Below are 21,694 nucleotides of genomic sequence, written 5' to 3'. Positions count from 1 at the left end.
CCCTTTTCGGGTAACGCCAAAAAAAACATAAAAGTTAAACTAGATACATTTCTGTTAGCTTAGAAACAAAAAGACACCATAATATGCGTAAATTAAAAAACAACGAGCTAGACAGACTGAGTGTTGATGCTTTTAAGGAGGCAAAAAAAACACCTATTATTATTGTTCTCGATAATATTAGAAGTTTAAATAATATTGGGTCGGTTTTTAGGACGAGTGATGCGTTTTTAGTTGAGAAAATTTACCTCTGCGGTATTACGGCAACGCCACCACACAAGGATATACATAAAACAGCTTTAGGAAGTACAGATACCGTAGCTTGGGAACATGTTGAAAACACCATGGATTTAATTGAAAAACTTAAAGCGGAAAAGGTGCAAATTTGCTCGATTGAACAAGCCGAAAACGCCACCATGCTTAACAATTTTACTCCAGAAGAGAACACTAAATACGCACTTGTTTTTGGTAACGAAGTTAAGGGTGTAGCACAAAATGTGGTTAGCGCTAGTGATGTGGTAATAGAGATTCCGCAGTATGGCACAAAACACTCTTTAAACATTTCTGTGAGTTGTGGTGTTGTTGTTTGGGATATATTTAGTAAATTGGTAAACCAATTTAAACAATAATGAAAACTAAACTAAAATTATCTTTTTTAGCAGCGCTTCTTTTCGCTGCTGCTGCAGTTTACGCGCAAGAAATCCCTATCAAACATCTCGATATGGAAATGCAAGAAAACCAGCAAGAACAAAGCAAAAACATTTTAACCGATGAGATTGACGGTGTCACCACCGAACACATTACCATTAATAGCGACATTACCCAAAAGGTAGATATTAATGACACGCACAAAACCATTTATTTATTTATAACTGGTAATGCAACTTTAACTTCTGGTGATAAAACTTACGAGATTGTACCGGAAACTATTATGTTACCGAACAATGTTGATGATATTGAATTTAAAGCTAACGAGAACGAAACACTACATTACCTTAAAATATCGGTTTTACAAACGGAATTAGATATTGTTGACATTAAAACATTCCCGAAAGAAAACGTAGACACTATTTACTTTAAACAGTTTACAGATTGCGAATCGTACACGGAACCAATTAAGAGTCCGCAAACTACAAGTAGAACCATATTACCTAACAAATACATACCAAGAGTGGCTATGGGAACAGTTAGAACTATTGGTCCAGACAAAGTTGGTGCACACGTACATGGTATGCTAGAGCAATTATTCTTAGGCCTTACGGACAATAACAGTGTTGTTTATGCTGATGAAGCTCAGGTTGATTTTCCTGAATACTCCTTATTACACATTCCAAGAGGTTCGAGCCACTCGGTGAGTGTAGAAGCTGATAATGAAATGTATTATGTTTGGATGGATTTCTTTGTTGATAAAGACGGAGAAGCTTGGCTAGAAACACACAACAAAGAAGAAAAATAAAAACTATTTTTTTAGATTAAATATATAGTGCAAACTAAGTTTTGGGAAATCTAATTAATTAGAATTTACAAAAATTTAGTTTGCATTTTTATTACAATAAACCTGACAAATTTTAAATAGGTGACTAAAAAAGTTAAAAAACCATGGCCAACTAAAGATGCCATGAATCAGATTTACGAGATGAAGCTTTGGGGCGGAACAGGTTTTGACTTCTACTCGGGTTCTGGATCGCATGATGCTGATATTATAAATCCTTATCTAGAATCTATTATCACCTTTTTTAAAACCCATAAAAATAACTTAACAGTCTGCGATTTGGGTTGTGGTGATTTTAATATTGGGAAACAGCTTACACCATACACCCAAAAATATATTGCTGCCGATATTGTTGAAAGCCTAATTAAGAGAAATAAACAAATATACCAAGCTGATAATTTAGAATTCTACTGCCTAGATCTCGCGAAAGACAAACTACCGAAGGCCGACTGTATTATTCTCCGTCAAGTATTACAGCATTTATCTAACCTAGAAATAATAAGCGTAGTTAAAAAGCTAGAACATTACAAGTTTATTATTTTAACAGAACATATACCCCTCGCACCATTTACTCCAAATAAAGATATTATTTCTGGGCAAGGAATCAGGCTGAAACAGAATAGCGGCGTTAACTTACTAGAAGCACCTTTTAATTTAGAAGTTAAAAAAGAAACACTGCTTGATGAGTACACTTTGGATAATGAGAAAGGACGAATTGTAACAACCCTCTATAAAATGTTTTAATGTTGTTCCTGACATGCACACCAAATAAACAAGAAATCATAAAACGCACAACCCTCTCTCAACATCTATCTGCTACTATTAGTAAATACATCTTCAGCAATAAACTCAATCCTTTTTTAAAAAGAAGCTAAAAGAACACTATTAAAACCGCTAATACAGAAATACTAACAAACTCAATTAAGAACTTATTGAAAAAAGCTCTATTTTTATTGAAAACCTAATTAAAACGCAGAAACATTAAAAAACTAAATTTGATGTTTATATCACATACATTTTAATTAATAGTTTCAACTTTATTAATAATGACAACTAGAATTTATGGCTGATAAAAACCCAGAATCGGAACGCTTAGCAACACCTAACAATTACAAAAACTGGAAAAACTGGGGACCATATTTAGCAGAAAGACAGTGGGGAACTGTTAGAGAAGATTATAGTGAACATGGAGAATCGTGGGAATTTATCGATCATGAAAAAGCTCGGAGTAACGCCTATAGATGGGGAGAAGAAGGCATAGGTGGTTTTTGCGATGCCAAAGAAATTTTATGTCTGGCTCCTGCATTTTGGAATGGGCAAGACACCATTTTAAAAGAACGTCTATTTGGCCTTACCAACAACCAAGGAAACCATGGAGAAGATGTTAAAGAACTTTACTTCCATCAAGTATCCACACCAACACATTCATACAATAAGTACCTATACAAGTATCCGCATTGCAAATTTCCTTACAGCGATTTAGTGGAGGGAAATAAAAAAGGGCGAGACGAGGACGAATATGAAATATTAGACACAGGCTGCTTTAAAGACAATGCATATTTCGATTGTTTTATTGAATACGCAAAAGGAGATATCGAAGACATTTTAATGAAGGTCACTGTTGTAAATAGAGGCTCGAAAGCAGCCGATATTCATGTATTACCGCATTTGTGGTTTAGAAATGTATGGAAACACAATAAAAAATTTGAACGTCCCATAATAAAATCTACAAAAGAAGGCTGTGCACAATCTAACAGTAGTAGAAATGGAGAATACTATTTGTATCATGAAAATGGCACACCTCTATTTTGTGAAAACGAAACCAATAACGAACGTATTTATAATGTAAAAAATGAAGTTCCTTACGTAAAAGACGGAATTCACGAACATGTTGTAAATAAAAAAAACACTGTAAACCCAAAAAACACGGGTTCTAAAATGGCCGTTTGGCATAAGTTTAGCTTAAAAGCTGGCGAAGAAAAAAGTGTTAAAATACGCCTTAGCAAAAATGAATTAAATAATCCGTGGGAAGCGTTTGATTCTATTTTTGATTTAAGAAAAGCAGAATGCGAAGAATTTTACAACGATGTAATAAAGAAAGACTTACCAGAAGCAAGACAGGATCTTGCTAAAAAAGCCTTTTCAGGGTTACTATGGACCAAACAGTTTTATTATTTCGATGTTTTTAAATGGCTTTTTGGAGGGCCAGGAGAAAATAAACCGAACAGAACCAACATGCGGAATTACAGTTGGCAACACCTTACCAATAGACATATTATTTCTATGCCCGACAAATGGGAATACCCTTGGTATGCCGCTTGGGATTTAGCTTTCCATATGGCCTCGTTTGTAGAAATCGACCCCTATTTCGCCAAAGATCAATTACTATTGGTATTACAAGAAAACTACATGCACCCTAACGGTCAAATCCCTGCTTACGAATGGAACTTTAGCGATGTTAACCCGCCTGTACATAGTTATGCGGTGTGGAAAGTTTACGAAAAAGATAAAGAAAAAACAGGAAAAGGAGATCTTCCATTTTTAGAAAAAGCATTCCAAAAACTTATGATTAACTACACATGGTGGGTTAACCAAAAAGATAAAAATGGAACAGATTTATTTGAGGGTGGATTTTTAGGCTTAGACAATATTGGTGTTTTCGACAGAAACCATATGCCAGAAGGTATCGCCAGAATGCAACAAGCAGATGCTACCAGTTGGATGGCTATGTTCTCTATTAATATGTTGCGCATGTCTCTTGAGCTTGCCAAAAACAATAAAGTTTACGAAGAGCCTGCTGTTAAGTTTTTTAGACACTTTTTGAATATCGCTTGGGCCATGCACCATATAGGAAAAAAAGATATTTCACTATGGGATGACGATGATAATTTTTATTATGATGTTGTTGAAATGAACGACGGAAGAACCGACCGATTAAGAGTGCGCTCTCTAGTAGGAGTTATACCAATGTTTGCTGTAGAAATTATCAACAAAGATTTATTTGAAGAATTAAAAGAATTTAGAAGAAGAGCCAACAATATTATAAAAACACGACCAGATTTAGCTTCTCTAATTTCAAATTTAGAAGAAGCCAATAAAGACGGAAACTTTATGTTTTCCATTATGCGAGGCTTTAGATTAGAACACTTATTAAAACGTTTGCTTGATGAAGACGAATTTCTATCAGATTTTGGAATTCGTTCGCTTTCAAAATATCACGAAAAATATCCTTTCGTATTTAACCATAATGGACACCACCAAATTCAATACGAACCTGGAGAAAGTCGCTCTAACATGTTTGGAGGCAACTCAAATTGGCGTGGCCCTATCTGGATGCCCTTAAACTACATGATTATTCAATCGTTACGTAAATACTACGAGTTTTATGGCGATGAATATACTTATGAATTCCCAACAGGTTCGGGTAACAAACTTAATCTAAAGCAAATTGCTAATGAACTAACTAAAAGATTAATAAAACTTTTTGAACCGAATGAAGATGGTAAATATCAATACCACTCAGATGATCCTGACAAGGTTTTCACTAATGATGAACATTTTAAAAAGGAACACTTTTTCTACGAGTTTTTTGATGGCAACACAGGCAGAGGTCTTGGCGCATCGCACCAAACAGGATGGACATCTCTTATTGCCAATTTAATTATGGAAATGGACGAGGACTAATTTCTGTTTTCTGAATATATACCTACTCCATTAAGACATCTTAACATACAGATATCTTAATGGAGTTTTTATTTTTAATTATTCACTACAAATTTCACCCAAAACCCAAAGGTAATCACTTCTGTTTGCAACAAAATCTCTATCGGAAATATCAATAATTTTCACATTAAAATCTTTCTGACTTTTTAAAAACTCTAAATATCCAGAGTTAATCTTCTCCAAATAATCGTCGGCTATATTTTGCTCGTAATCGCGTCCACGTTTTTTAATATTTTCTTGTAAACGTGTGGTGTTTTGGTATAGATAAACATAAAGCTCTGGCTTCGGGATATCCTTATACATTAAGTAAAACAACTTTCTATATAATCCATACTCATCCGTATTCAATGTTATTTTAGAAAAAATAAGCGATTTAAAAACATCATAATCGCTAACAACAAATTGCGTGAATAAATCGAGTTGTGCTAAATCTTCTGAAATTTGCTGATATCGATCTGCTAAAAAAGACATTTCTAAGGTAAACGCATAACGCTGTGCATCTTTATAAAACTTAGGTAAAAACGGATTATCTGCAAAACGCTCCATAAGTAATCTTGCATTAAAATCTTGCGCTATTTTATTTGCCAAACTGGTTTTACCTGCACCAATATTACCTTCTATTGCAATATAATTATATTTAGAAAAATCTAGGGTTTTACTAGGGTTTTTTAGCCAAATATTTAAAGGTTCTAAAACCGACTTATCTTCACAAACCTCTAACAACTCCGATACGGTTTTACTAAGTTTAGCATGCTTTAATTTAGGCGCCAAATCGTTGAGTGGCATTAAAACAAACTTACGCTTATGCATTTCTGGATGTGGAACTTGCAAAGTTTCGGTGCTTATTATTTGTTCTTCTGCAAAAACAACATCCAAATCTATTACTCGCGCTTCATATTCGTTTTTTAATTTACGAGTACGTCCTAATTCTATTTCAATAGCCAATAGCATATCCAAAACATCATGTGGCTGTAAATCACTTTCTAAAACCAAGCAGCAATTTAAAAAATCGTCACTTTCAAAACCTAAAGCAGCAGACTTATATACTTTAGAAATTAACTTTATATTACCAATTTGCTGAAAAATAGCATCTACAGCATCTTGTAAATTTTTAAATTTATCACCTTTATTACTGCCTAAAGCAATATGAAATGTTGTTGGTTCCGTCATAAGTAGACGCAAAATAATGAAAACTAAATGGTTTCATTGTATATTTACCCTAGGTATTTATTCACAACTTTATATGACTTTAAAAGACAAGCTCGCCGCCCAACGAATTTACATGCTTTTGGGGGCTTTATTTATCACATCCTTAGTAGTTTCTAATCTTATTTTTCAAAAATTCTTTTATTGGTATCCTTTTGATATCGAAATTTATGGCGCTAAACTTTTTGAAGTTTCAGTAGGCATATTACCTTATCCTATTACTTTTTTAATAACAGACTTAATTAGTGAAATTTATGGAAAAAAACGCGCCAACCAAGTTGTTAAAGCTGGTATTTTCGCTTCATTCTTTTCGCTCTTAATTGTTTATGTATCAAGCATTGTTCCCGCTACACCATGGTCACCTGTGCAAGATAGTATGTTTAATACCGTTTTTGGAAATACAGTTTTAGCCGTTTTTGCAAGCATGATGGCTTATTTGTTTGCTCAATTTATAGATATTCAAATTTATCATTTCTGGAAACAACTTACTAAAGGCAAACATTTATGGCTTCGGAATAACTTTTCAACTTTCTTATCTCAATTTGTTGATACATTTACCGTCGTTGGATTGCTTTGTATCTTCGAAATTATTGCCTGGGACCGGTTTTTAGGCTTATTACTTAGCGGATTTATATTTAAAATTATAATAGCATTTTTTGACACTCCTTTTCTATACTTAGGTGTATTTTTGTTCAGAAAGCGTTTCAAACTAAAGGTAAATGAAGAAATCCATCTCCTTTAAAATTCCGTTAAAGTTAACTTAAAACCACCCATAATCTCATCCCTTAATCCGTTTTTTACGTAAATATTTCACAAACACCGCGTTATGAAGAAAATTTTAAAAATCACAGGTTTCACTATACTTACCTTACTTATTTTATTGGTTGCAATTCCCTTTGTTTTCCAAGGAAAAATTCAAGGCATTGTAAAGCAATTTATAAATGATAATGTAAATGCTCAAGTAGAATTTAGCGATGTAAGCCTAAGCTTTATCCGTAGCTTTCCTGAGGCCCACGTTGGTATAAACGATTTTGTTATTACCAATTTCGAACCTTTTAAAGGCGATACCTTGGTAGCAGCAAAATCTATTGCGTTTACCGTGTCTATCCCCGAATTATTTAAAACAGCAGGTGAAGAGCCTATTGTCGTGAATAGCATTTTTGTGGATGAAGCAATGATTACTTTAAAAACAAATACAGAAGGACAAACAAATTATGATATTGCCAAAGCTAGCGAAACAGAAACTACAACAGACGCAACGAGCAGCAGTTTTACATTTAGCATTGAAGATTATAGCATTGAAAATAGTGCTTTTGATTATATAGATGAAGCTTTAAAAATGACCATGCAAATATCGGAATTAAACCATAGCGGAAGCGGAACTTTTTCGGGAGAAACATCGGAACTTGATACTAAAACAGAAGCCAATGTTAGCTTCACCATGGACGGCACAAATTACCTAAACCATAATGCTATAAAACTAGATGCATTAATAGATTTAGACTTAACAAATAGTAAATACACTTTTAAAGAAAATAAAGGCTATATCAATAAATTGCCAATAGAATTTGATGGTTTTGTTCAGTTACTAGATGAAGGTCAGAATATCGATTTAACCTTTAAAAACCCAGAATCTGATTTTAAAAATTTCTTAGCCTTAATTCCAGAAACGTATTCAGGCAGTTTAGATGGCGTACAAACTAGTGGAGACTTTACTATTAATGGTATTGTAAAAGGTATTAATTCTGATAAAACCATTCCTAAATTAGATATTAATATCGCTTCGAACAATGCGTCTTTTAAATATCCCGATTTACCAAAAAGCGTAACAAACATTGTAATTAATACCTCTATAAAAAACACAACAGGCTTTTTAGATGATACTTTTGTTGATATAAAAACCTTGAACTTTAAAATAGACGACGATGTTTTTAAATCGTCTGCCAGCATAAAAAACATGACCAAAAACATGCTTGTAAGTGCCAATTTAGACGGTGTTTTAAACTTAGCTAATATCACAAAAGCATACCCTATTGAATTGGCAAGTCCGCTTACAGGTATTTTAAAAGCAAAATTAAGCACGGCTTTTGACATGAATGCGATTGAAGCTAATGCATTTGAACGCATTAAAAGTAACGGAACTGCTAGCCTTAGTAATTTTGTATATACTTCTGAAGATATGGCAAACCCTCTAGAAATTTCAGAAGCAGATTTAACCTTTAATCCTCAAACCGTTTCACTAAATCACTTTAAAGCAAAAACAGGTGAAAGTGATTTAAATGCTAACGGAACTATAAACAACTTACTAGGATTTGTACTTAGTGATACAACACTAAAAGGTAATTTCGATTTAAATTCGAACCTTTTTAAAATGAGTGATTTTATGTCGGAAAGCGAAACAGCTTCAACCGAAACAAAAACACAAACTCCAACAGAATCGGAAGCCTTAAAAATCCCTGCTTTTTTAGATTGCACTATAAACGCCAATGCTAAAACCGTAATTTATGATAATTTAACGCTAACCGATGTTAAAGGGAAGCTATTAATAAAAGATGAAGCTGCAACGTTGAGCAACGTATCATCAAGTATTTTCGATGGAGCGCTTTCAATCTCAGGAGACGTTTCAACCAAAACAGAAACACCTACATTTAATTTTAAATTAGGCGCTAACGATTTCGATATTTCAAAATCGTTTAAAGGCTTAGAATTACTTCAAAACTTAGCTCCTATTGCCAAAATTTTACAAGGAAAATTAAACACAACTATTAATTTATCTGGAAGTTTAGATAAAGATTTTGCTCCAAATTTAAGTACTGTTTCGGGTAATGCGCTAGCAGAATTATTGACAACAAACCTATCCGAAAACGAAAGTGGCCTTTTAAGCAAACTTGATAACTCATTGAGCTTTATAGATTTTAGCAAACTCGATTTAAAAGATCTAAAAACCAAGTTAGAATTTGCCAATGGGCAAGTAAGCGTAAAACCTTTCGATTTAAAATATAAAGATATCGCTATTACGGTTTCTGGATCACACGGCTTTGATCAAACATTAAATTACAATGCTATTTTTAATGTGCCAGCAAAATACCTAGGCTCCGATATTACAGCGCTTATTAACAAAATTGATAGCGAAGAGGCCAACAACATTACCATTCCGGTTACTGCAAATATTGGAGGTTCTTACACGAGTCCGACTGTAAAAACAGATTTAACAAGTGGAGTTACCAACCTAACAAAACAACTGGTTGAAATTGAAAAACAAAAACTTCTTAATAAAGGTAAAGACAAAGTTACAGACCTAATTGGAGGTATTATTAGCGGTAACAAAACAAAAACAGACTCGACTAAAACAGAACAAACTAATGCCGTTAAAGATGTTTTAGGAGGTATTCTTGACAATAAAACAACTCAAACAGATTCTACTCAAACCACACCTACCAATAACACTACAAATGCAGTAAAAAATGTATTAGGTGGTTTATTAAAGAAAAAAACAAAGGATACGGTTAAATAATTTTGAGTAACTAAAATAAACTTTCAATAATTATTGAAAGTTTAGAAATATTATATATATTTGCCGTATGGAATACCAAGAAGCAAAAGATAAGTTTATTAGCACATGGGGAAGTTTAGGCACACTTTGGGGCATAAACAAAGCTATGGCGCAAATACAATCTTTGCTTTTTATTTCTATTAAACCTTTATCCATGGAAGAAATTATGGCAGAGCTTAAAATCTCCCGCGGTAACACAAGCATGAATTTGCGTCAACTAATGGATTGGGGTATTGTTACAAAGGAGCTCATTCCTGGCGAACGTAAAGAATATTTTTCGACTGAAAAAGACGTACAAGAACTTGCCAGACATATCGCAAAAGAACGTAGCCGACGTGAAATAAAACCTGTTATTAAAGTTTTAAAAGACGTATCCTCGATAAAAGATGATGGCACAGAAAAAACAAGAGAACTAATTAAACAAACTAAAGCTTTGCATGATTTAGCTGAAACTGCTGATGCGATGATGAATAAAATTGTAAACCAAGAACAAACTTGGATCACTAAATCTTTATTAAAACTCATCAAATAAAAAAAATTTAAATAATACTTTCAATAATTTCTGAAAGTTTAAAATGTTTAGAAAATGAATTATAATCTTCTCACATATAGCATTTACCTCCCCATCATCTTTTTTATCATGATAAAAATTGGTTGGTTGTTTTACACGCACGGAGAAATATACCTCATTCATCTATTTCAAAAAAACACCCAACTGGTAAAAAACATAAACAACATTTTACTTATTGGTTACTATCTCACCAACCTTGGTTATGCTATTTTCTCTATAGCCTATTGGGAACAATTAAATTCAATAATTCAAATTATTAACTCGCTAAGCTATCGCTTGGGCATCATTATTCTCGGATTAGCCATTTTACACTACAACAATGTTTTTTGGCTCACCTTTCTTATAAAATCAAAATCAATACATCATGGAAAATTCTAAAATCATTATCGCTTACTTAATCTATTTACCAATTGTTATCGCCTTAACAATCTACGTTTCCAAAATGCTCTTTAAAAATGGAAAACTCTTTATGATTGATATTTTTAAAGGCAAAGAAGACATTGCATTGGCAACAAACAAATTATTCGAAATAGGTTTTTACCTTATTAATATAGGTTGGGCTATGTTAATTCTGAAAATAACTTATCAGGCACACGAAAGCCTTACTTATCAATCAATCATTGAAATATTAAGTAAAAAAATCGGCGCCTTTTCTATCTATTTAGGCGTGATGCTGTTTTTAAATTTATATTTCTTTTTTAGAGGAAGAAACAAATCTAGACAATCTTTAAAGACTAACACTAAAGTTCAACTTCAATAACTAAACCTATGACAACTGCAACCATTAATTTAGAAAAAAGCCCAGAAACGAACCGTATAGAGATGATTGATTTCTATAACGAAGCTACTGAAGATTACGAGTTTTGGAGTAAAGATTTCAACATGCACTTTGGGTATTTTATTCCTTTTAAAACAAATCCCTTTAAGAGAGATTCTATGTTAAACGAAATGAATAATCAGGTAATAAACAGATTGAACTTAACTAATAAAAAAATTTCATTAATAGATATGGGCTGCGGTATGGGAGGCACCATGCGTTATGCTTTAAAAAATAAAAAAAACTTATCTGCGTTTGGAGTCACCCTATCAGAATTTCAAATGCAACAAGGCAACATGCTTCTTAAAAATTATAAAGGAAACATTTTAAAAGAAAATTATAACAACACATCATTTCCTTCAAACACATTCAATGCGGCCTTAGCCATAGAAAGCTTTTGCCATTCTGGACATAGCGATAAATCTATTAAAGAAGCTTATCGTGTTTTAAAACCAAACGGAAGATTGGTCATTGCTGATGCTTTCTTAAAAAAAGAAGCTTCAACATTGCAACGCACCAACAGATTTGCTTACAAAAGCCTTTGTGATCATTGGAGTTTAGAAAAATTAGAAACTATCGAAAATATGGTCAACAAACTAAAAGAGCAAGGTTTTACGGATATTAAGGTAGAAAACACATCCTACAAAGTCGCTCCATCTGTTTTACACGTTCCTTTCGCAATAACAGGATTCATCTTTAAAAAACTATTCGCTTCAAAAACATTAAAACGAGAAAGCCTACATAACCTAAAAGGATCGTTTTACGCCTTACTTTCGGGATTACACTTTAAAAGCTTTGGTTATTACATTATTAGCAGCACCAAATAATAAATTCATTTTTTTACCTTATTTTTGATAAAAATTGTAACACATGCCCAAACACGAAATACATCCCGATAAGTGGATAGATTTATATGCAGATTACTTGTTTAATTACACAGTAACCCGCGTAAGCGATAGAGAGATCGCCCAAGATTTGGTTCAAGATACATTTTTTGCAGGTTTAAAATCGATGAAAAATTTTAAGGGAGAAGCAAGCGAGCGTACTTGGTTAATTTCTATTTTAAAACGTAAAATTATTGATCATTACCGAAAAATAAACTCTAATAAAGGAAAAGCAGAAGTTAGAATTCAATACAGCGATACTGAATCTGAAGGTGATTGGCTTGAAGAACGCGTTGCCGACCCCTTCGACAAAACTGCTGAAGATACCATGCAAAACAGTGAGTTAGGCGAGGCTATTCATAATTGTTTAAGCAAACTACCTAAAAAACAAGCCAATGTTTTTAAAATGAAAACAGTACTTAATTATGAAACGGAGGTGATTTGTAATGAACTAAATATCACTGCGTCTAACCTATGGGTAATCATCCACAGAGCACGAACCGCCATGGCCGATTGCTTAAAAGAAAATTGGTTTTAATTATGAGTAAAAAAATAAACATATTCATGCCTTGTGATGAAGCAAACCAAGTTTGCGATAAGGCACAATATAAAGAAGCTTCGTTACTAGAAAAAATAAAGCTCAACTTACACTTATTATACTGTAAGACCTGTAGAGGTTATTCTAAAAACAATGCAAAACTTACAAAGCGCATTGAAGATTCTAATCTAGAATGCCTAGATCCAAAGTGTAAAGAAGATATGAAAAAAGATTTAAATAAAGCTATTGAAGAACAAGTGCATTAGGTAAACCAAAGCATAAATAGAAGCCAAAACACAGGCAATGCTTCTACCCAAAAAGAAGCATAATAAATACTTTGCTTTTTACTAGACAGTAACACAAATGCTCCCGTTAGTATCGATAAGCCCAACAAAACTAATATTTTTATCTGATGAGTTTCGTCTTTAAAAAACTCTAATAAAAAAAATAGAACCAATAAAGCAACACCCATTAATTTAGTTCCTTTTACACCTATCTTTTGTGGCACGGTAGATAGTTTTAAACTGTCGTATTGTAAATCTCGAATTTCAAAAGGCAACATTAAAACTAGTACATAAAGATAGCGCTGTACAGCCGTAACAACTACATCGGTATCTACCCAGTATTTATTTTCTATAATAGGAAGACATACGGTAACACCCATCCAAACTAGGCCAATTAAGTAAATTTTAAGACCACCAATACTACGCAAATTATTCTGTTGATCTAAAAACAGTCGCTTTGGCAAAAAAGGAATGGCATATAAAAAAGTTACCAATCCAAAGCCAGCAATACACAATAGAGTAAAAAAACTAAGCTGAAATCCGTAATAGCACATTAAAATAAAGGCAAAAAACGAAAAAATCTGGATCGCTTTTAACCAACTTGCTAGGCCTCGATGATGAAATTTAGCTACTCCAAAATATTTTACAAAATTATAACCCGTAATTGAAGCATAAAACACAAAACAAAGCACATTTTTTTCATAAGAAAATCCAAACTCTAAAAGCGTAATATAAGTTAGAGCATAGACCGATAAAGCCACGTGGATACTACTATTTAGATAAAAATTAAAAACTTGTTTTAGGAGCTTCATATCGCAAAAATAAACAAACTGTTGATAACACCTCCAAATGGTTAAAAACTTTCCGCTTTCTTCCATATAAAACATCAATTATTATTTATTTTTGCGAAATCTATAACAAATTGTAACTGTAATGAATACAAACGCTTTCGCTTTGCGTCATATTGGTCCTAGAGCAGATGACCAAAATAAAATGTTAACAACCATTGGTGCCGATTCTTTAGATCAGCTTATATACGAAACTGTGCCAGATGATATTCGTTTAAAAAAAGGATTAAATTTAGACGAACCCATGACGGAACATGAGTATTTACTGCATATTCATGAGTTATCGAAAAAAAACAAAGCCTACAAAACCTATATTGGCTTAGGCTACCACCCTACTATTTTACCTGCAGTAATCCAGCGTAATATATTAGAAAACCCAGGTTGGTATACGGCTTACACACCTTACCAAGCCGAAATTGCTCAAGGCAGACTCGAGGCGCTTTTAAATTACCAAACCATGGTTATTGATTTAACAGGAATGGAAATTGCAAACGCATCTTTGTTAGACGAAAGTACTGCTGCAGCCGAAGCCATGAGCTTACTATTTGCAGTTAGAGAACGTGATCAGAAAAAAGCAGGAGTTAACAAGTTTTTTGTTTCTGAGAACATACTACCACAAACGCTATCTTTATTAAAAACTAGAGCAAACCCAATTGGTATTGCGCTTGTTGTTGGATGCGAAAAAGATTTCGCATTTTCCGATGATTTTTTTGGTGCTATTTTACAATATCCAGGAAAAGACGGTCAAATTACCGATATAAAATCTTTTATTTCTAAAGCGAATAATAGCAGAATTAAAGTAGCTGTAGCTGCCGATATTTTAAGCTTAGTAAAACTAGAAGCTCCAGGTAAATTTGGAGCAGATGTTGTTCTTGGAACCACACAACGCTTCGGGATACCAATGGGTTACGGAGGTCCTCACGCCGCTTACTTTGCTACTAAAGAAGCTTACAAACGTGATCTTCCAGGGCGTATTATTGGTGTTACTAAAGACGCCAATGGCAACCGTGCATTACGTATGGCATTGCAAACCAGAGAACAACATATTAAGCGAGATAAAGCCACATCAAATATTTGTACAGCACAAGTACTTTTAGCCGTTATGGCAAGTATGTATGCCGTGTATCATGGACCAAAAGGCTTATCCCATATAGCTAATAAAGTGCATAACAAAACAGCCACTTTAGCTAGCGCGTTAGAGAAATTAGGCTATCAACAGGTTAATTCGTCTTATTTTGATACGCTTCAAATAAAAACTAAAGCGAAAAAAATCAAAAAGGCAGCCACAGATAAAAAGGTGAACTTATACTACCCAGATAAAAAAACGGTTACTATTTCTATAAACGAAACCACGTCAATTAGAGATATTAATTATTTAATTTCTGTTTTTGCCAAAGCAGCAGACAAAAAGACAATTACCATTTCCTCGATAGAACCTTCAAATAATATTGAAGAAACATTACAGCGCCAATCCGAATTTCTTACAAGTGATATTTTCAATACACACCATTCGGAAACCGAATTAATGCGTTACATTAAGTTATTAGAGCGTAAAGATTTATCACTAAATCACTCTATGATTTCTTTAGGTTCTTGTACCATGAAACTTAACGCTGCCGCAGAAATGTTGCCATTAAGTATTTTTAAATGGGCAAATATTCATCCTTTTGTTCCTGCGAAACAAGCCAAAGGTTATTTAACAGTAATTAAAGAACTAGAAGATCAACTTACCGAAATTACTGGTTTTGCAGCAACATCTTTACAACCAAATTCTGGTGCACAAGGTGAATTTGCTGGTTTAATGGTAATAAAAGCGTATCACGAATCACGTAATGACCACCATAGAAACATTTGTTTAATACCATCTTCTGCACACGGAACAAATCCAGCAAGTGCGGTTATGGCTGGTATGAAAGTGGTTGTAACAAAATCTACGGCAGAAGGAAATATTGATGTAGACGATTTACGCGAAAAAGCAGAACTACATAAAGATAATTTATCTTGCTTAATGGTTACTTATCCATCTACGCACGGCGTTTACGAGTCGGCTATTAAAGAAATAACCCAACTTATTCACGATAACGGTGGTCAGGTTTACATGGATGGCGCCAACATGAACGCGCAAGTAGGCTTAACAAATCCAGGAAATATTGGTGCAGATGTTTGCCACCTAAACCTACACAAAACCTTTGCTATCCCGCATGGCGGTGGTGGCCCAGGTGTTGGACCAATTTGTGTTGCCAAACAACTTGTTCCCTTTTTACCAGGAAATCCTGTTGTAAAAACGGGTGGTAAAAATGCCATTACAGCAATTTCTGCAGCGCCTTTTGGTTCAGCTTTAGCTTGCTTAATTTCTTATGGCTACATAAAAATGTTAGGCGCAGAAGGCTTAACCGAATCGACTAGAATCGCTATCTTAAATGCCAATTACATCAAACAACGTTTACAGGGTAATTTCGACACATTATACTCTGGAGAACGCGGACGTGCAGCTCACGAAATGATTGTAGATTGTCGTCCATTTAAAGAAAACGGCATAGAAGTTAGTGACATTGCAAAACGTTTAATGGATTATGGTTTCCATGCACCAACAGTTTCTTTTCCTGTTGCAGGAACACTTATGATTGAGCCAACAGAAAGCGAAAGCAAAGCTGAAATTGATCGTTTTTGTGATGCTATGATCTCAATAAAAAAAGAAATAGACAGTGTATCTAAAGACGATGATAACAACGTTTTAAAAAATGCACCACACACGCTAGATATGATTACAGCAGACGAATGGATTTTTCCGTACTCGCGCGAAACAGCAGCATTTCCGCTAGATTACGTAAGAGAAAACAAATTCTGGCCAAGTGTTCGTCGTGTAGATGATGCTTACGGTGACCGTAATTTAATATGTTCTTGTACGCCTATAGAGGCTTATATGGAGGCATAAATACCCTTTGAACATCGTAAAATAAAAGAAAATAAATTATATATTTTTTAATAAGATTTTATATTGCCGATATATAAACCATATCGGCAATTTTTTGTTTATTTAGTTATTAAAGGAACTCGAAAATTGAATAATACTTTTTGGTTTTTATAAAGAAAATGGAGATGTAAAGAGGACTTTCTTATTGCAGTCCTTTTCAATTAAGAATTAGTAGCATATGAATATTAAAATCACCGGAACAGGAAGTTATATTCCTGATAATGTTGAAAAAAACGAAAATTTTCACAGTAACGAATTTTTAAATAGTGATGGCACCTTAATAAATGCTCCCAACGAGGTTATCGTTAGGAAATTTAAAGCCATTACAGGTATCGATGAACGTCGTTATGCCAAGAATCACTTAAACACATCAGACCTAGCCTCTTTTGCGGCCGAAAAAGCTATTGAAAACGCTAAAGTTAACCGTGAAGACCTCGATTACATCATCGTGGCTCATAATTATGGCGATGTGCGCCATGATAGCATCCAGAGTGATACCGTACCAAGTATGGCCTCTCGTGTTAAACATTTATTACGCATAAAAAGCCCAAACTGTGTTGCCTACGATTTACTTTTTGGTTGCCCGGGTTGGATACAAGGTGTTATACAGGCCAATGCTTTTATTAAAGCTGGTATTGCAAAAAAATGTTTAGTTATTGGTGCAGAAACGTTATCTCGAATTCTAGATCCACACGACCGTGATTCCATGATTTATGGAGATGGTGCAGGAGCCGTTGTTATTGAATCCACCAATGAAGACGGAGGAATTTTAAATCACAAATCTGCAACGTATTCTTTAGACGAAGCACATTACATTTATTTTGGAGAAACCAACAATCCCGATATAAAAGAAGATCGTCGCTATATAAAAATGTATGGTCGTAAAATTTATGAATTTGCATTAACAAACGTACCACTCGCCATGAAATCTTGTTTAGACGAAGCTGGTGTAGATATAAAAGACGTAAAGAAAGTACTGATACACCAAGCTAACGAAAAAATGGACGAGGCGATTGTAAAACGCTTCTTCAAACTTTATGATTTAAACATGCCAGAAGGTGTTATGCCAATGTCTATTGCTAAACTAGGGAATTCTAGTGTTGCTACAGTGCCTACATTATTCGATATTATTTTAAAAAGCCAACTAGAAAATCAAGAAATTAACAAAGGTGATATCATTCTTTTTGCCAGTGTAGGAGCAGGTATGAATATTAATGCTATTGTTTATAAACATTAATAATGTACGAAAATAGTTTTCCTAACAAACGCTTTAAGCATACTATAGAGTTCTTAAAAAAACATGTTTCAAACTCTGAAACGATTTTAGATTTAGGAGTTGTAAACCCATTTACTAAAATAATGGAAGAACATGGTTTTTCAGTAGAAAACACCAAAGGAGAAGATTTAGATGAAGACACCTCAACCATTACAAACACCGAAGCTAGCGTTGTAACAGCTTTCGAAATTTTCGAACATTTACTTTCACCTTACACGGCTTTAAAAGCTATTAAAGGTGATAAACTAGTAGCAAGTGTGCCGTTAAAATTATGGTTTTCTTCAGCATATAGAAGTAAAACAGATATGCTAGATCGTCATTATCATGAGTTTGAAGATTGGCAATTCGATTGGCTTCTAGAGAAGGCCGGTTGGAAAATTATAGATCGTAAAAAATGGACAAACCCACCTAAAAAATTAGGAATTCGCCCTATTTTAAGACGCTTTACTCCGCGTTACTATATTGTTTATGCTGAAAGAATTTAGGCTATTCCATTCTAAATCGAAATAAATAAGTTTAACTTTGAATCTTAAATTTTAAACGGTTGAACATCCACATAATAATCCCTGCGCACAACGAAGAAAGCTCTATCGGGCTCACTTTAGAATCTTTGGCAACCCAAACTCTGTTGCCAAAACGCGTAGTAATTGTTAATGATAACTCAACTGATAATACAGGAAATATTGTTAATGCTTACGCGGAAAAATATCAATTTATTACTTTAGTAAACAATCAATCTTCCGAAGCACATTTACCTGGTTCCAAAATTATAAATGCCTTCTATAAAGGTTTTGAAGTTTTAGATGAAGATTACGACATCATTTGTAAATTCGATGCCGATTTAATTTTTCCTGAGAACTATTTAGAACAAATTTCTAAGCATTTTAAAGCGAACACCAAACTTGGTATGGTAGCTGGATTTTGCTACATAGAAAAAAACAACGATTGGGTTTTAGAAAACTTAACCAATAAAGACCATATTCGTGGTGCTTTAAAAGCTTATCGAAAATCTTGTTTCTTACAAATAGGGGAATTAAAACCATCTATGGGCTGGGACACCGTCGATGAGTTACTTGCAAAATATTATGGTTGGGAACTTTTAACCGATGAATCTCTGCATGTAAAACACCTAAAACCCACAGGGATTAGCTATAACAAAGCTTCCAAATACCTTCAAGGAGAAGCCATGTACAAAATGCGTTATGGTTTTACAATTACTTTAATTTCTGCAGTAAAACTCGCTTACAAAAAGGGAAGTTTCACCTTGCTTAAAGATTATATGTTGGGCTATTTTAAAGCTAAAAATGAAAATATCACACCTTTAGTATCTGTTGAAGAAGGTGAGTTTATTCGAGATCTACGCTGGAAAGGTATTTTGAGTAAGTTTAAGAGATAATAACCCTTTTAGTGTATATTTTTATGCAGTAATGGCTTTAGCCACAATAAAACCACTCGTCCAAGCATTCTGAAAATTAAAACCTCCGGTTACAGCATCAATATTTAAAACTTCACCAGCAAAATAAAGGTTTTCGTGTTTTTTACTTTCAAAAGTTTTAAAGTTAACCTCTTTTAAATTTACACCACCTGCCGTTACAAATTCCTCCTTAAAAGTACTTTTCCCATCAACATTAAATATAGCAGTAGTAAGTTGGTTAGCCAAAGCTTCCAATTGCATTTTATTTAAATCTGCCCAACGCGTATCTTCGGTCATTTGCGCTGCTAAAACCAGTTTATGCCAAAGGCGTTTAGGTAAATCAAACTGTGTAGATTTAAATACAGTTTTCTTGGCTAAATCGAGTTTTAAGATTTTTAAAGCATCCATACAAACATCAAAATCCTGACGGATAAAATTAACTTCAATGGCAAACTTATAATCTCTTTTAGCTAATTCTATTGCACCAAAAGCCGACAACTTTAAAATTGCAGGCGCACTCATTCCCCAATGCGTAATAAGCAACGGACCTTCACTCCATAAATTAGTGTCTGTAACGGTTATCTCAACATTTAAAGCGACAACACCAGGAATATCGGTAATACGGTCGTCTTTAATATTAAACGTAAACAGCGATGGCACAGGCTGTGCAACTGTATGACCTAGACTTTCTAAAAGTTTCCATATTTTCGGATTACTTCCTGTTGCAACCACAATTTTTTCAGCTGAAAAATCGCCTTGCGTTGTTTCTATTTTATAATGAGCTTCTAAATGCTTTATTGACTTTACAGCGTGATTCTTTAAAACCTCTACACCATGCTTTTCAGCTTCATCTAAAAAACAATCGATAATGGTTTGCGAAGAATTGCTTTCAGGAAACATACGTCCATCATCCTCAATTTTAAGAGGCACACCTCTATTTTCAAACCACTCTATGGTGTCTCCCGTCATAAATTGATGAAATGGCCCTCGCAATTCTTTTTCCCCACGCGGATAGTTTTTAACTAATTCATCAGGCATAAATTCAGCATGCGTTACATTACAGCGACCGCCACCAGAAATCTTCACTTTGGTTAGTACTTCACCACCACGTTCTAAAATAGCCACTTTTAAATGCGGGTTTTGTTCCGCAATATTAACGGCACTAAAAAAACCTGCGGCACCTCCACCAATAATTATAACATTGTATTCCTTCATAAGTATAAAAAACTCAGTAAATTTACTATTTTAAATTTTAAAGCTTAGATGAACAAACTTATAATATCATTATTAATCCTTAGTGCAAGTTGCGAAAACGCAAATATTAAATTTCTAGCAGAACTACCTAAATCTTTAGATGAAGTTTCTGGAACGGAAACCACAGTAAACTCCGACTATATCTGGATGCTTAACGATGGTGGAAATTCGCCAAAACTTTATGGTGTTTCAGCCAAAGGAAATATTAAAGAAGAAATAAAAATAGATGCAAAAAACAACGACTGGGAAGATTTAACCTCTGATGAAGAAGGCAACCTTTACATTGGCGATTTTGGCAACAATGATAGTAAACGCAAAAACTTATCTATATTAAAGGTAAAAAAGAAAGCCTTGAATGATAAAGGTAAAGTTGATATTGATCGTATTTCTTTTAGCTACCCAAACCAAGAAAAATTTCCTCCTAAAAATAAAAATTTATATTTTGATTGTGAAGCTTTTTTCTATCATAAAAACAATTTTTATTTGTTCACTAAAAGCCGTGTTAAAAACGATTTTGGAAAAACCTCTCTCTATAAAGTTCCTGCAAAAAAAGGAAAGCATGTTGCCGAGCTACTAGGAACCTTTGATACTTGTAATGATATGGATTGCTGGATAACATCGGCAGACATTAGCAGTAACGGAAAATCTATGGTGCTATTAAGCCCTAAATCAGTATGGCTATTTACAGACTTTGAAAATGATAACTTTTTCAACGGAACTGCTACCGAAATCCCTATTAATGGCCGTATATCGCAAAAAGAAAGTATTTGCTTTAAGGACAATAACACACTATACATTACCGATGAGAAAGCCCATGGTAGTGATGGCAATCTATATGAATTTAACTTAAACTAATACCCTCT

At 33.9% G+C, this 21,694-nt stretch carries 20 protein-coding genes; 17 read left to right on the top strand and 3 right to left on the bottom strand.

Annotation, left to right across the window (positions count from 1 at the left end; all coding sequences use genetic code 11):
- Nucleotides 1-83: 83 nt before the first annotated feature.
- The 4 genes from ACJJV4_RS13375 (at nt 84) to ACJJV4_RS13360 (ending at nt 5,173) form a co-directional block, all read left to right on the top strand.
- Nucleotides 84-626, top strand: coding sequence for an RNA methyltransferase (locus ACJJV4_RS13375; protein ID WP_405295224.1), 543 nt, complete (start codon nt 84-86; stop codon nt 624-626).
- Nucleotides 626-1,453, top strand: a complete 828-nt coding sequence (locus ACJJV4_RS13370; protein ID WP_405295222.1) for a cupin domain-containing protein — start codon at nt 626-628, stop codon at nt 1,451-1,453. Before ACJJV4_RS13375 ends, ACJJV4_RS13370 begins: the two co-directional genes overlap by 1 nt.
- A gap of 120 nt (nt 1,454-1,573) precedes the next feature.
- The gene (locus tag ACJJV4_RS13365) at nt 1,574-2,233 is read left to right on the top strand and encodes a class I SAM-dependent methyltransferase (protein WP_405295220.1); all 660 of its coding nucleotides are present in this window, start codon (nt 1,574-1,576) and stop codon (nt 2,231-2,233) included.
- Nucleotides 2,234-2,551: 318 nt separating this feature from the next.
- Nucleotides 2,552-5,173 (top strand): MGH1-like glycoside hydrolase domain-containing protein, encoded by a 2,622-nt coding sequence (locus ACJJV4_RS13360; protein ID WP_405295218.1) that lies wholly within the window; start codon nt 2,552-2,554, stop codon nt 5,171-5,173.
- A 78-nt stretch (nt 5,174-5,251) separates the two neighbouring features.
- Here ACJJV4_RS13360 and folK read toward each other — a convergent pair whose 3' ends face one another.
- Nucleotides 5,252-6,382 carry a 2-amino-4-hydroxy-6-hydroxymethyldihydropteridine diphosphokinase gene (gene folK, locus ACJJV4_RS13355; protein WP_405295216.1) on the bottom strand — a complete coding sequence of 377 codons (1,131 nt, stop codon included), beginning with the start codon at nt 6,380-6,382 and terminating at the stop codon, nt 5,252-5,254.
- A 73-nt stretch (nt 6,383-6,455) separates the two neighbouring features.
- Between folK and ACJJV4_RS13350 the strand changes: the two genes are divergently transcribed.
- The 8 genes from ACJJV4_RS13350 to ACJJV4_RS13315 all read left to right on the top strand — a co-directional run bounded on the left by ACJJV4_RS13350 (nt 6,456) and on the right by ACJJV4_RS13315 (nt 13,047).
- Nucleotides 6,456-7,160, top strand: a complete 705-nt coding sequence (locus ACJJV4_RS13350) for a queuosine precursor transporter (protein WP_405295214.1) — start codon at nt 6,456-6,458, stop codon at nt 7,158-7,160.
- A gap of 84 nt (nt 7,161-7,244) precedes the next feature.
- Nucleotides 7,245-9,932, top strand: coding sequence for an AsmA-like C-terminal region-containing protein (locus ACJJV4_RS13345; protein ID WP_405295212.1), 2,688 nt, complete (start codon nt 7,245-7,247; stop codon nt 9,930-9,932).
- Between the two features lie 67 nt (nt 9,933-9,999).
- Nucleotides 10,000-10,503, top strand: a complete 504-nt coding sequence (locus ACJJV4_RS13340) for a GbsR/MarR family transcriptional regulator (RefSeq protein ID WP_405295210.1) — start codon at nt 10,000-10,002, stop codon at nt 10,501-10,503.
- Nucleotides 10,504-10,557: 54 nt separating this feature from the next.
- The gene (locus ACJJV4_RS13335) at nt 10,558-10,920 is read left to right on the top strand and encodes a hypothetical protein (protein WP_405295208.1); all 363 of its coding nucleotides are present in this window, start codon (nt 10,558-10,560) and stop codon (nt 10,918-10,920) included.
- On the top strand, nt 10,907-11,302 hold the full coding sequence (locus ACJJV4_RS13330) for a hypothetical protein (protein WP_405295206.1): 396 nt from the start codon (nt 10,907-10,909) through the stop codon (nt 11,300-11,302). The genes ACJJV4_RS13335 and ACJJV4_RS13330 overlap by 14 nt, the downstream gene beginning before the upstream one ends.
- Nucleotides 11,303-11,310: 8 nt before the next feature.
- Nucleotides 11,311-12,186 carry a methyltransferase domain-containing protein gene (locus tag ACJJV4_RS13325; protein ID WP_405295204.1) on the top strand — a complete coding sequence of 292 codons (876 nt, stop codon included), beginning with the start codon at nt 11,311-11,313 and terminating at the stop codon, nt 12,184-12,186.
- Nucleotides 12,187-12,229: 43 nt separating this feature from the next.
- Nucleotides 12,230-12,781 (top strand): sigma-70 family RNA polymerase sigma factor, encoded by a 552-nt coding sequence (locus ACJJV4_RS13320; RefSeq protein ID WP_405295202.1) that lies wholly within the window; start codon nt 12,230-12,232, stop codon nt 12,779-12,781.
- A 2-nt stretch (nt 12,782-12,783) separates the two neighbouring features.
- Complete coding sequence (locus tag ACJJV4_RS13315) at nt 12,784-13,047, top strand: hypothetical protein (RefSeq protein ID WP_405295200.1); 264 nt, start codon at nt 12,784-12,786, stop codon at nt 13,045-13,047.
- On the opposite strand, the gene ACJJV4_RS13310 is transcribed toward ACJJV4_RS13315, so the two are convergent.
- Nucleotides 13,044-13,877, bottom strand: coding sequence for a hypothetical protein (locus ACJJV4_RS13310; RefSeq protein WP_405295198.1), 834 nt, complete (start codon nt 13,875-13,877; stop codon nt 13,044-13,046). The two genes, ACJJV4_RS13315 and ACJJV4_RS13310, sit on opposite strands and share 4 nt — an antisense overlap.
- A 121-nt stretch (nt 13,878-13,998) precedes the next feature.
- On the opposite strand from ACJJV4_RS13310, the gene gcvP reads away from it, so the two are divergent.
- From gcvP to ACJJV4_RS13290, 4 genes are all read left to right on the top strand, one after another.
- Nucleotides 13,999-16,848 carry an aminomethyl-transferring glycine dehydrogenase gene (gene gcvP / locus ACJJV4_RS13305; RefSeq protein WP_405295196.1) on the top strand — a complete coding sequence of 950 codons (2,850 nt, stop codon included), beginning with the start codon at nt 13,999-14,001 and terminating at the stop codon, nt 16,846-16,848.
- Between the two features lie 217 nt (nt 16,849-17,065).
- Nucleotides 17,066-18,124, top strand: a complete 1,059-nt coding sequence (locus ACJJV4_RS13300; protein WP_405295194.1) for a 3-oxoacyl-ACP synthase III family protein — start codon at nt 17,066-17,068, stop codon at nt 18,122-18,124.
- Between the two features lie 2 nt (nt 18,125-18,126).
- The gene (locus ACJJV4_RS13295) at nt 18,127-18,648 is read left to right on the top strand and encodes a methyltransferase (protein WP_405295192.1); all 522 of its coding nucleotides are present in this window, start codon (nt 18,127-18,129) and stop codon (nt 18,646-18,648) included.
- A gap of 59 nt (nt 18,649-18,707) precedes the next feature.
- Nucleotides 18,708-19,559: a glycosyltransferase family 2 protein gene (locus ACJJV4_RS13290; protein ID WP_405295190.1), complete on the top strand. Its 852-nt coding sequence runs from the start codon at nt 18,708-18,710 to the stop codon at nt 19,557-19,559.
- Between the two features lie 21 nt (nt 19,560-19,580).
- Here ACJJV4_RS13290 and ACJJV4_RS13285 read toward each other — a convergent pair whose 3' ends face one another.
- Entirely contained in the window at nt 19,581-20,792 is a 1,212-nt protein-coding gene (locus tag ACJJV4_RS13285; RefSeq protein WP_405295188.1) for an NAD(P)/FAD-dependent oxidoreductase, read from the bottom strand.
- 48 nt (nt 20,793-20,840) lie between these two features.
- Between ACJJV4_RS13285 and ACJJV4_RS13280 the strand changes: the two genes are divergently transcribed.
- Nucleotides 20,841-21,686: a hypothetical protein gene (locus ACJJV4_RS13280; RefSeq protein WP_405295186.1), complete on the top strand. Its 846-nt coding sequence runs from the start codon at nt 20,841-20,843 to the stop codon at nt 21,684-21,686.
- The last annotated feature ends 8 nt before the right edge of the window (nt 21,687-21,694 follow it).

It is taken from the genome of Algibacter sp. Ld11, from assembly GCF_045066735.1.
Classification (GTDB): Bacteria; Bacteroidota; Bacteroidia; order Flavobacteriales; family Flavobacteriaceae; genus Algibacter.
This window is presented reverse-complemented; position numbering and strand designations above follow the sequence as displayed.

What these genes read in the sequence shown, in the direction of transcription:
- ACJJV4_RS13335 (WP_405295208.1), top strand. Translation starts at nt 10,558, where the DNA reads ATGAATTATAATCTTCTCACATATAGCATTTACCTCCCCATCATCTTT.
- ACJJV4_RS13320 (WP_405295202.1), top strand. Translation starts at nt 12,230, where the DNA reads ATGCCCAAACACGAAATACATCCCGATAAGTGGATAGATTTATATGCA.
- ACJJV4_RS13285 (WP_405295188.1), bottom strand. Translation starts at nt 20,792, where the DNA reads ATGAAGGAATACAATGTTATAATTATTGGTGGAGGTGCCGCAGGTTTT.
- ACJJV4_RS13295 (WP_405295192.1), top strand. Translation starts at nt 18,127, where the DNA reads ATGTACGAAAATAGTTTTCCTAACAAACGCTTTAAGCATACTATAGAG.
- ACJJV4_RS13325 (WP_405295204.1), top strand. Translation starts at nt 11,311, where the DNA reads ATGACAACTGCAACCATTAATTTAGAAAAAAGCCCAGAAACGAACCGT.
- ACJJV4_RS13375 (WP_405295224.1), top strand. Translation starts at nt 84, where the DNA reads ATGCGTAAATTAAAAAACAACGAGCTAGACAGACTGAGTGTTGATGCT.
- gcvP (WP_405295196.1), top strand. Translation starts at nt 13,999, where the DNA reads ATGAATACAAACGCTTTCGCTTTGCGTCATATTGGTCCTAGAGCAGAT.
- ACJJV4_RS13310 (WP_405295198.1), bottom strand. Translation starts at nt 13,877, where the DNA reads ATGAAGCTCCTAAAACAAGTTTTTAATTTTTATCTAAATAGTAGTATC.
- ACJJV4_RS13345 (WP_405295212.1), top strand. Translation starts at nt 7,245, where the DNA reads ATGAAGAAAATTTTAAAAATCACAGGTTTCACTATACTTACCTTACTT.
- ACJJV4_RS13370 (WP_405295222.1), top strand. Translation starts at nt 626, where the DNA reads ATGAAAACTAAACTAAAATTATCTTTTTTAGCAGCGCTTCTTTTCGCT.
- ACJJV4_RS13340 (WP_405295210.1), top strand. Translation starts at nt 10,000, where the DNA reads ATGGAATACCAAGAAGCAAAAGATAAGTTTATTAGCACATGGGGAAGT.
- ACJJV4_RS13330 (WP_405295206.1), top strand. Translation starts at nt 10,907, where the DNA reads ATGGAAAATTCTAAAATCATTATCGCTTACTTAATCTATTTACCAATT.
- ACJJV4_RS13315 (WP_405295200.1), top strand. Translation starts at nt 12,784, where the DNA reads ATGAGTAAAAAAATAAACATATTCATGCCTTGTGATGAAGCAAACCAA.
- ACJJV4_RS13280 (WP_405295186.1), top strand. Translation starts at nt 20,841, where the DNA reads ATGAACAAACTTATAATATCATTATTAATCCTTAGTGCAAGTTGCGAA.
- ACJJV4_RS13350 (WP_405295214.1), top strand. Translation starts at nt 6,456, where the DNA reads ATGACTTTAAAAGACAAGCTCGCCGCCCAACGAATTTACATGCTTTTG.
- ACJJV4_RS13360 (WP_405295218.1), top strand. Translation starts at nt 2,552, where the DNA reads ATGGCTGATAAAAACCCAGAATCGGAACGCTTAGCAACACCTAACAAT.
- ACJJV4_RS13300 (WP_405295194.1), top strand. Translation starts at nt 17,066, where the DNA reads ATGAATATTAAAATCACCGGAACAGGAAGTTATATTCCTGATAATGTT.
- folK (WP_405295216.1), bottom strand. Translation starts at nt 6,382, where the DNA reads ATGACGGAACCAACAACATTTCATATTGCTTTAGGCAGTAATAAAGGT.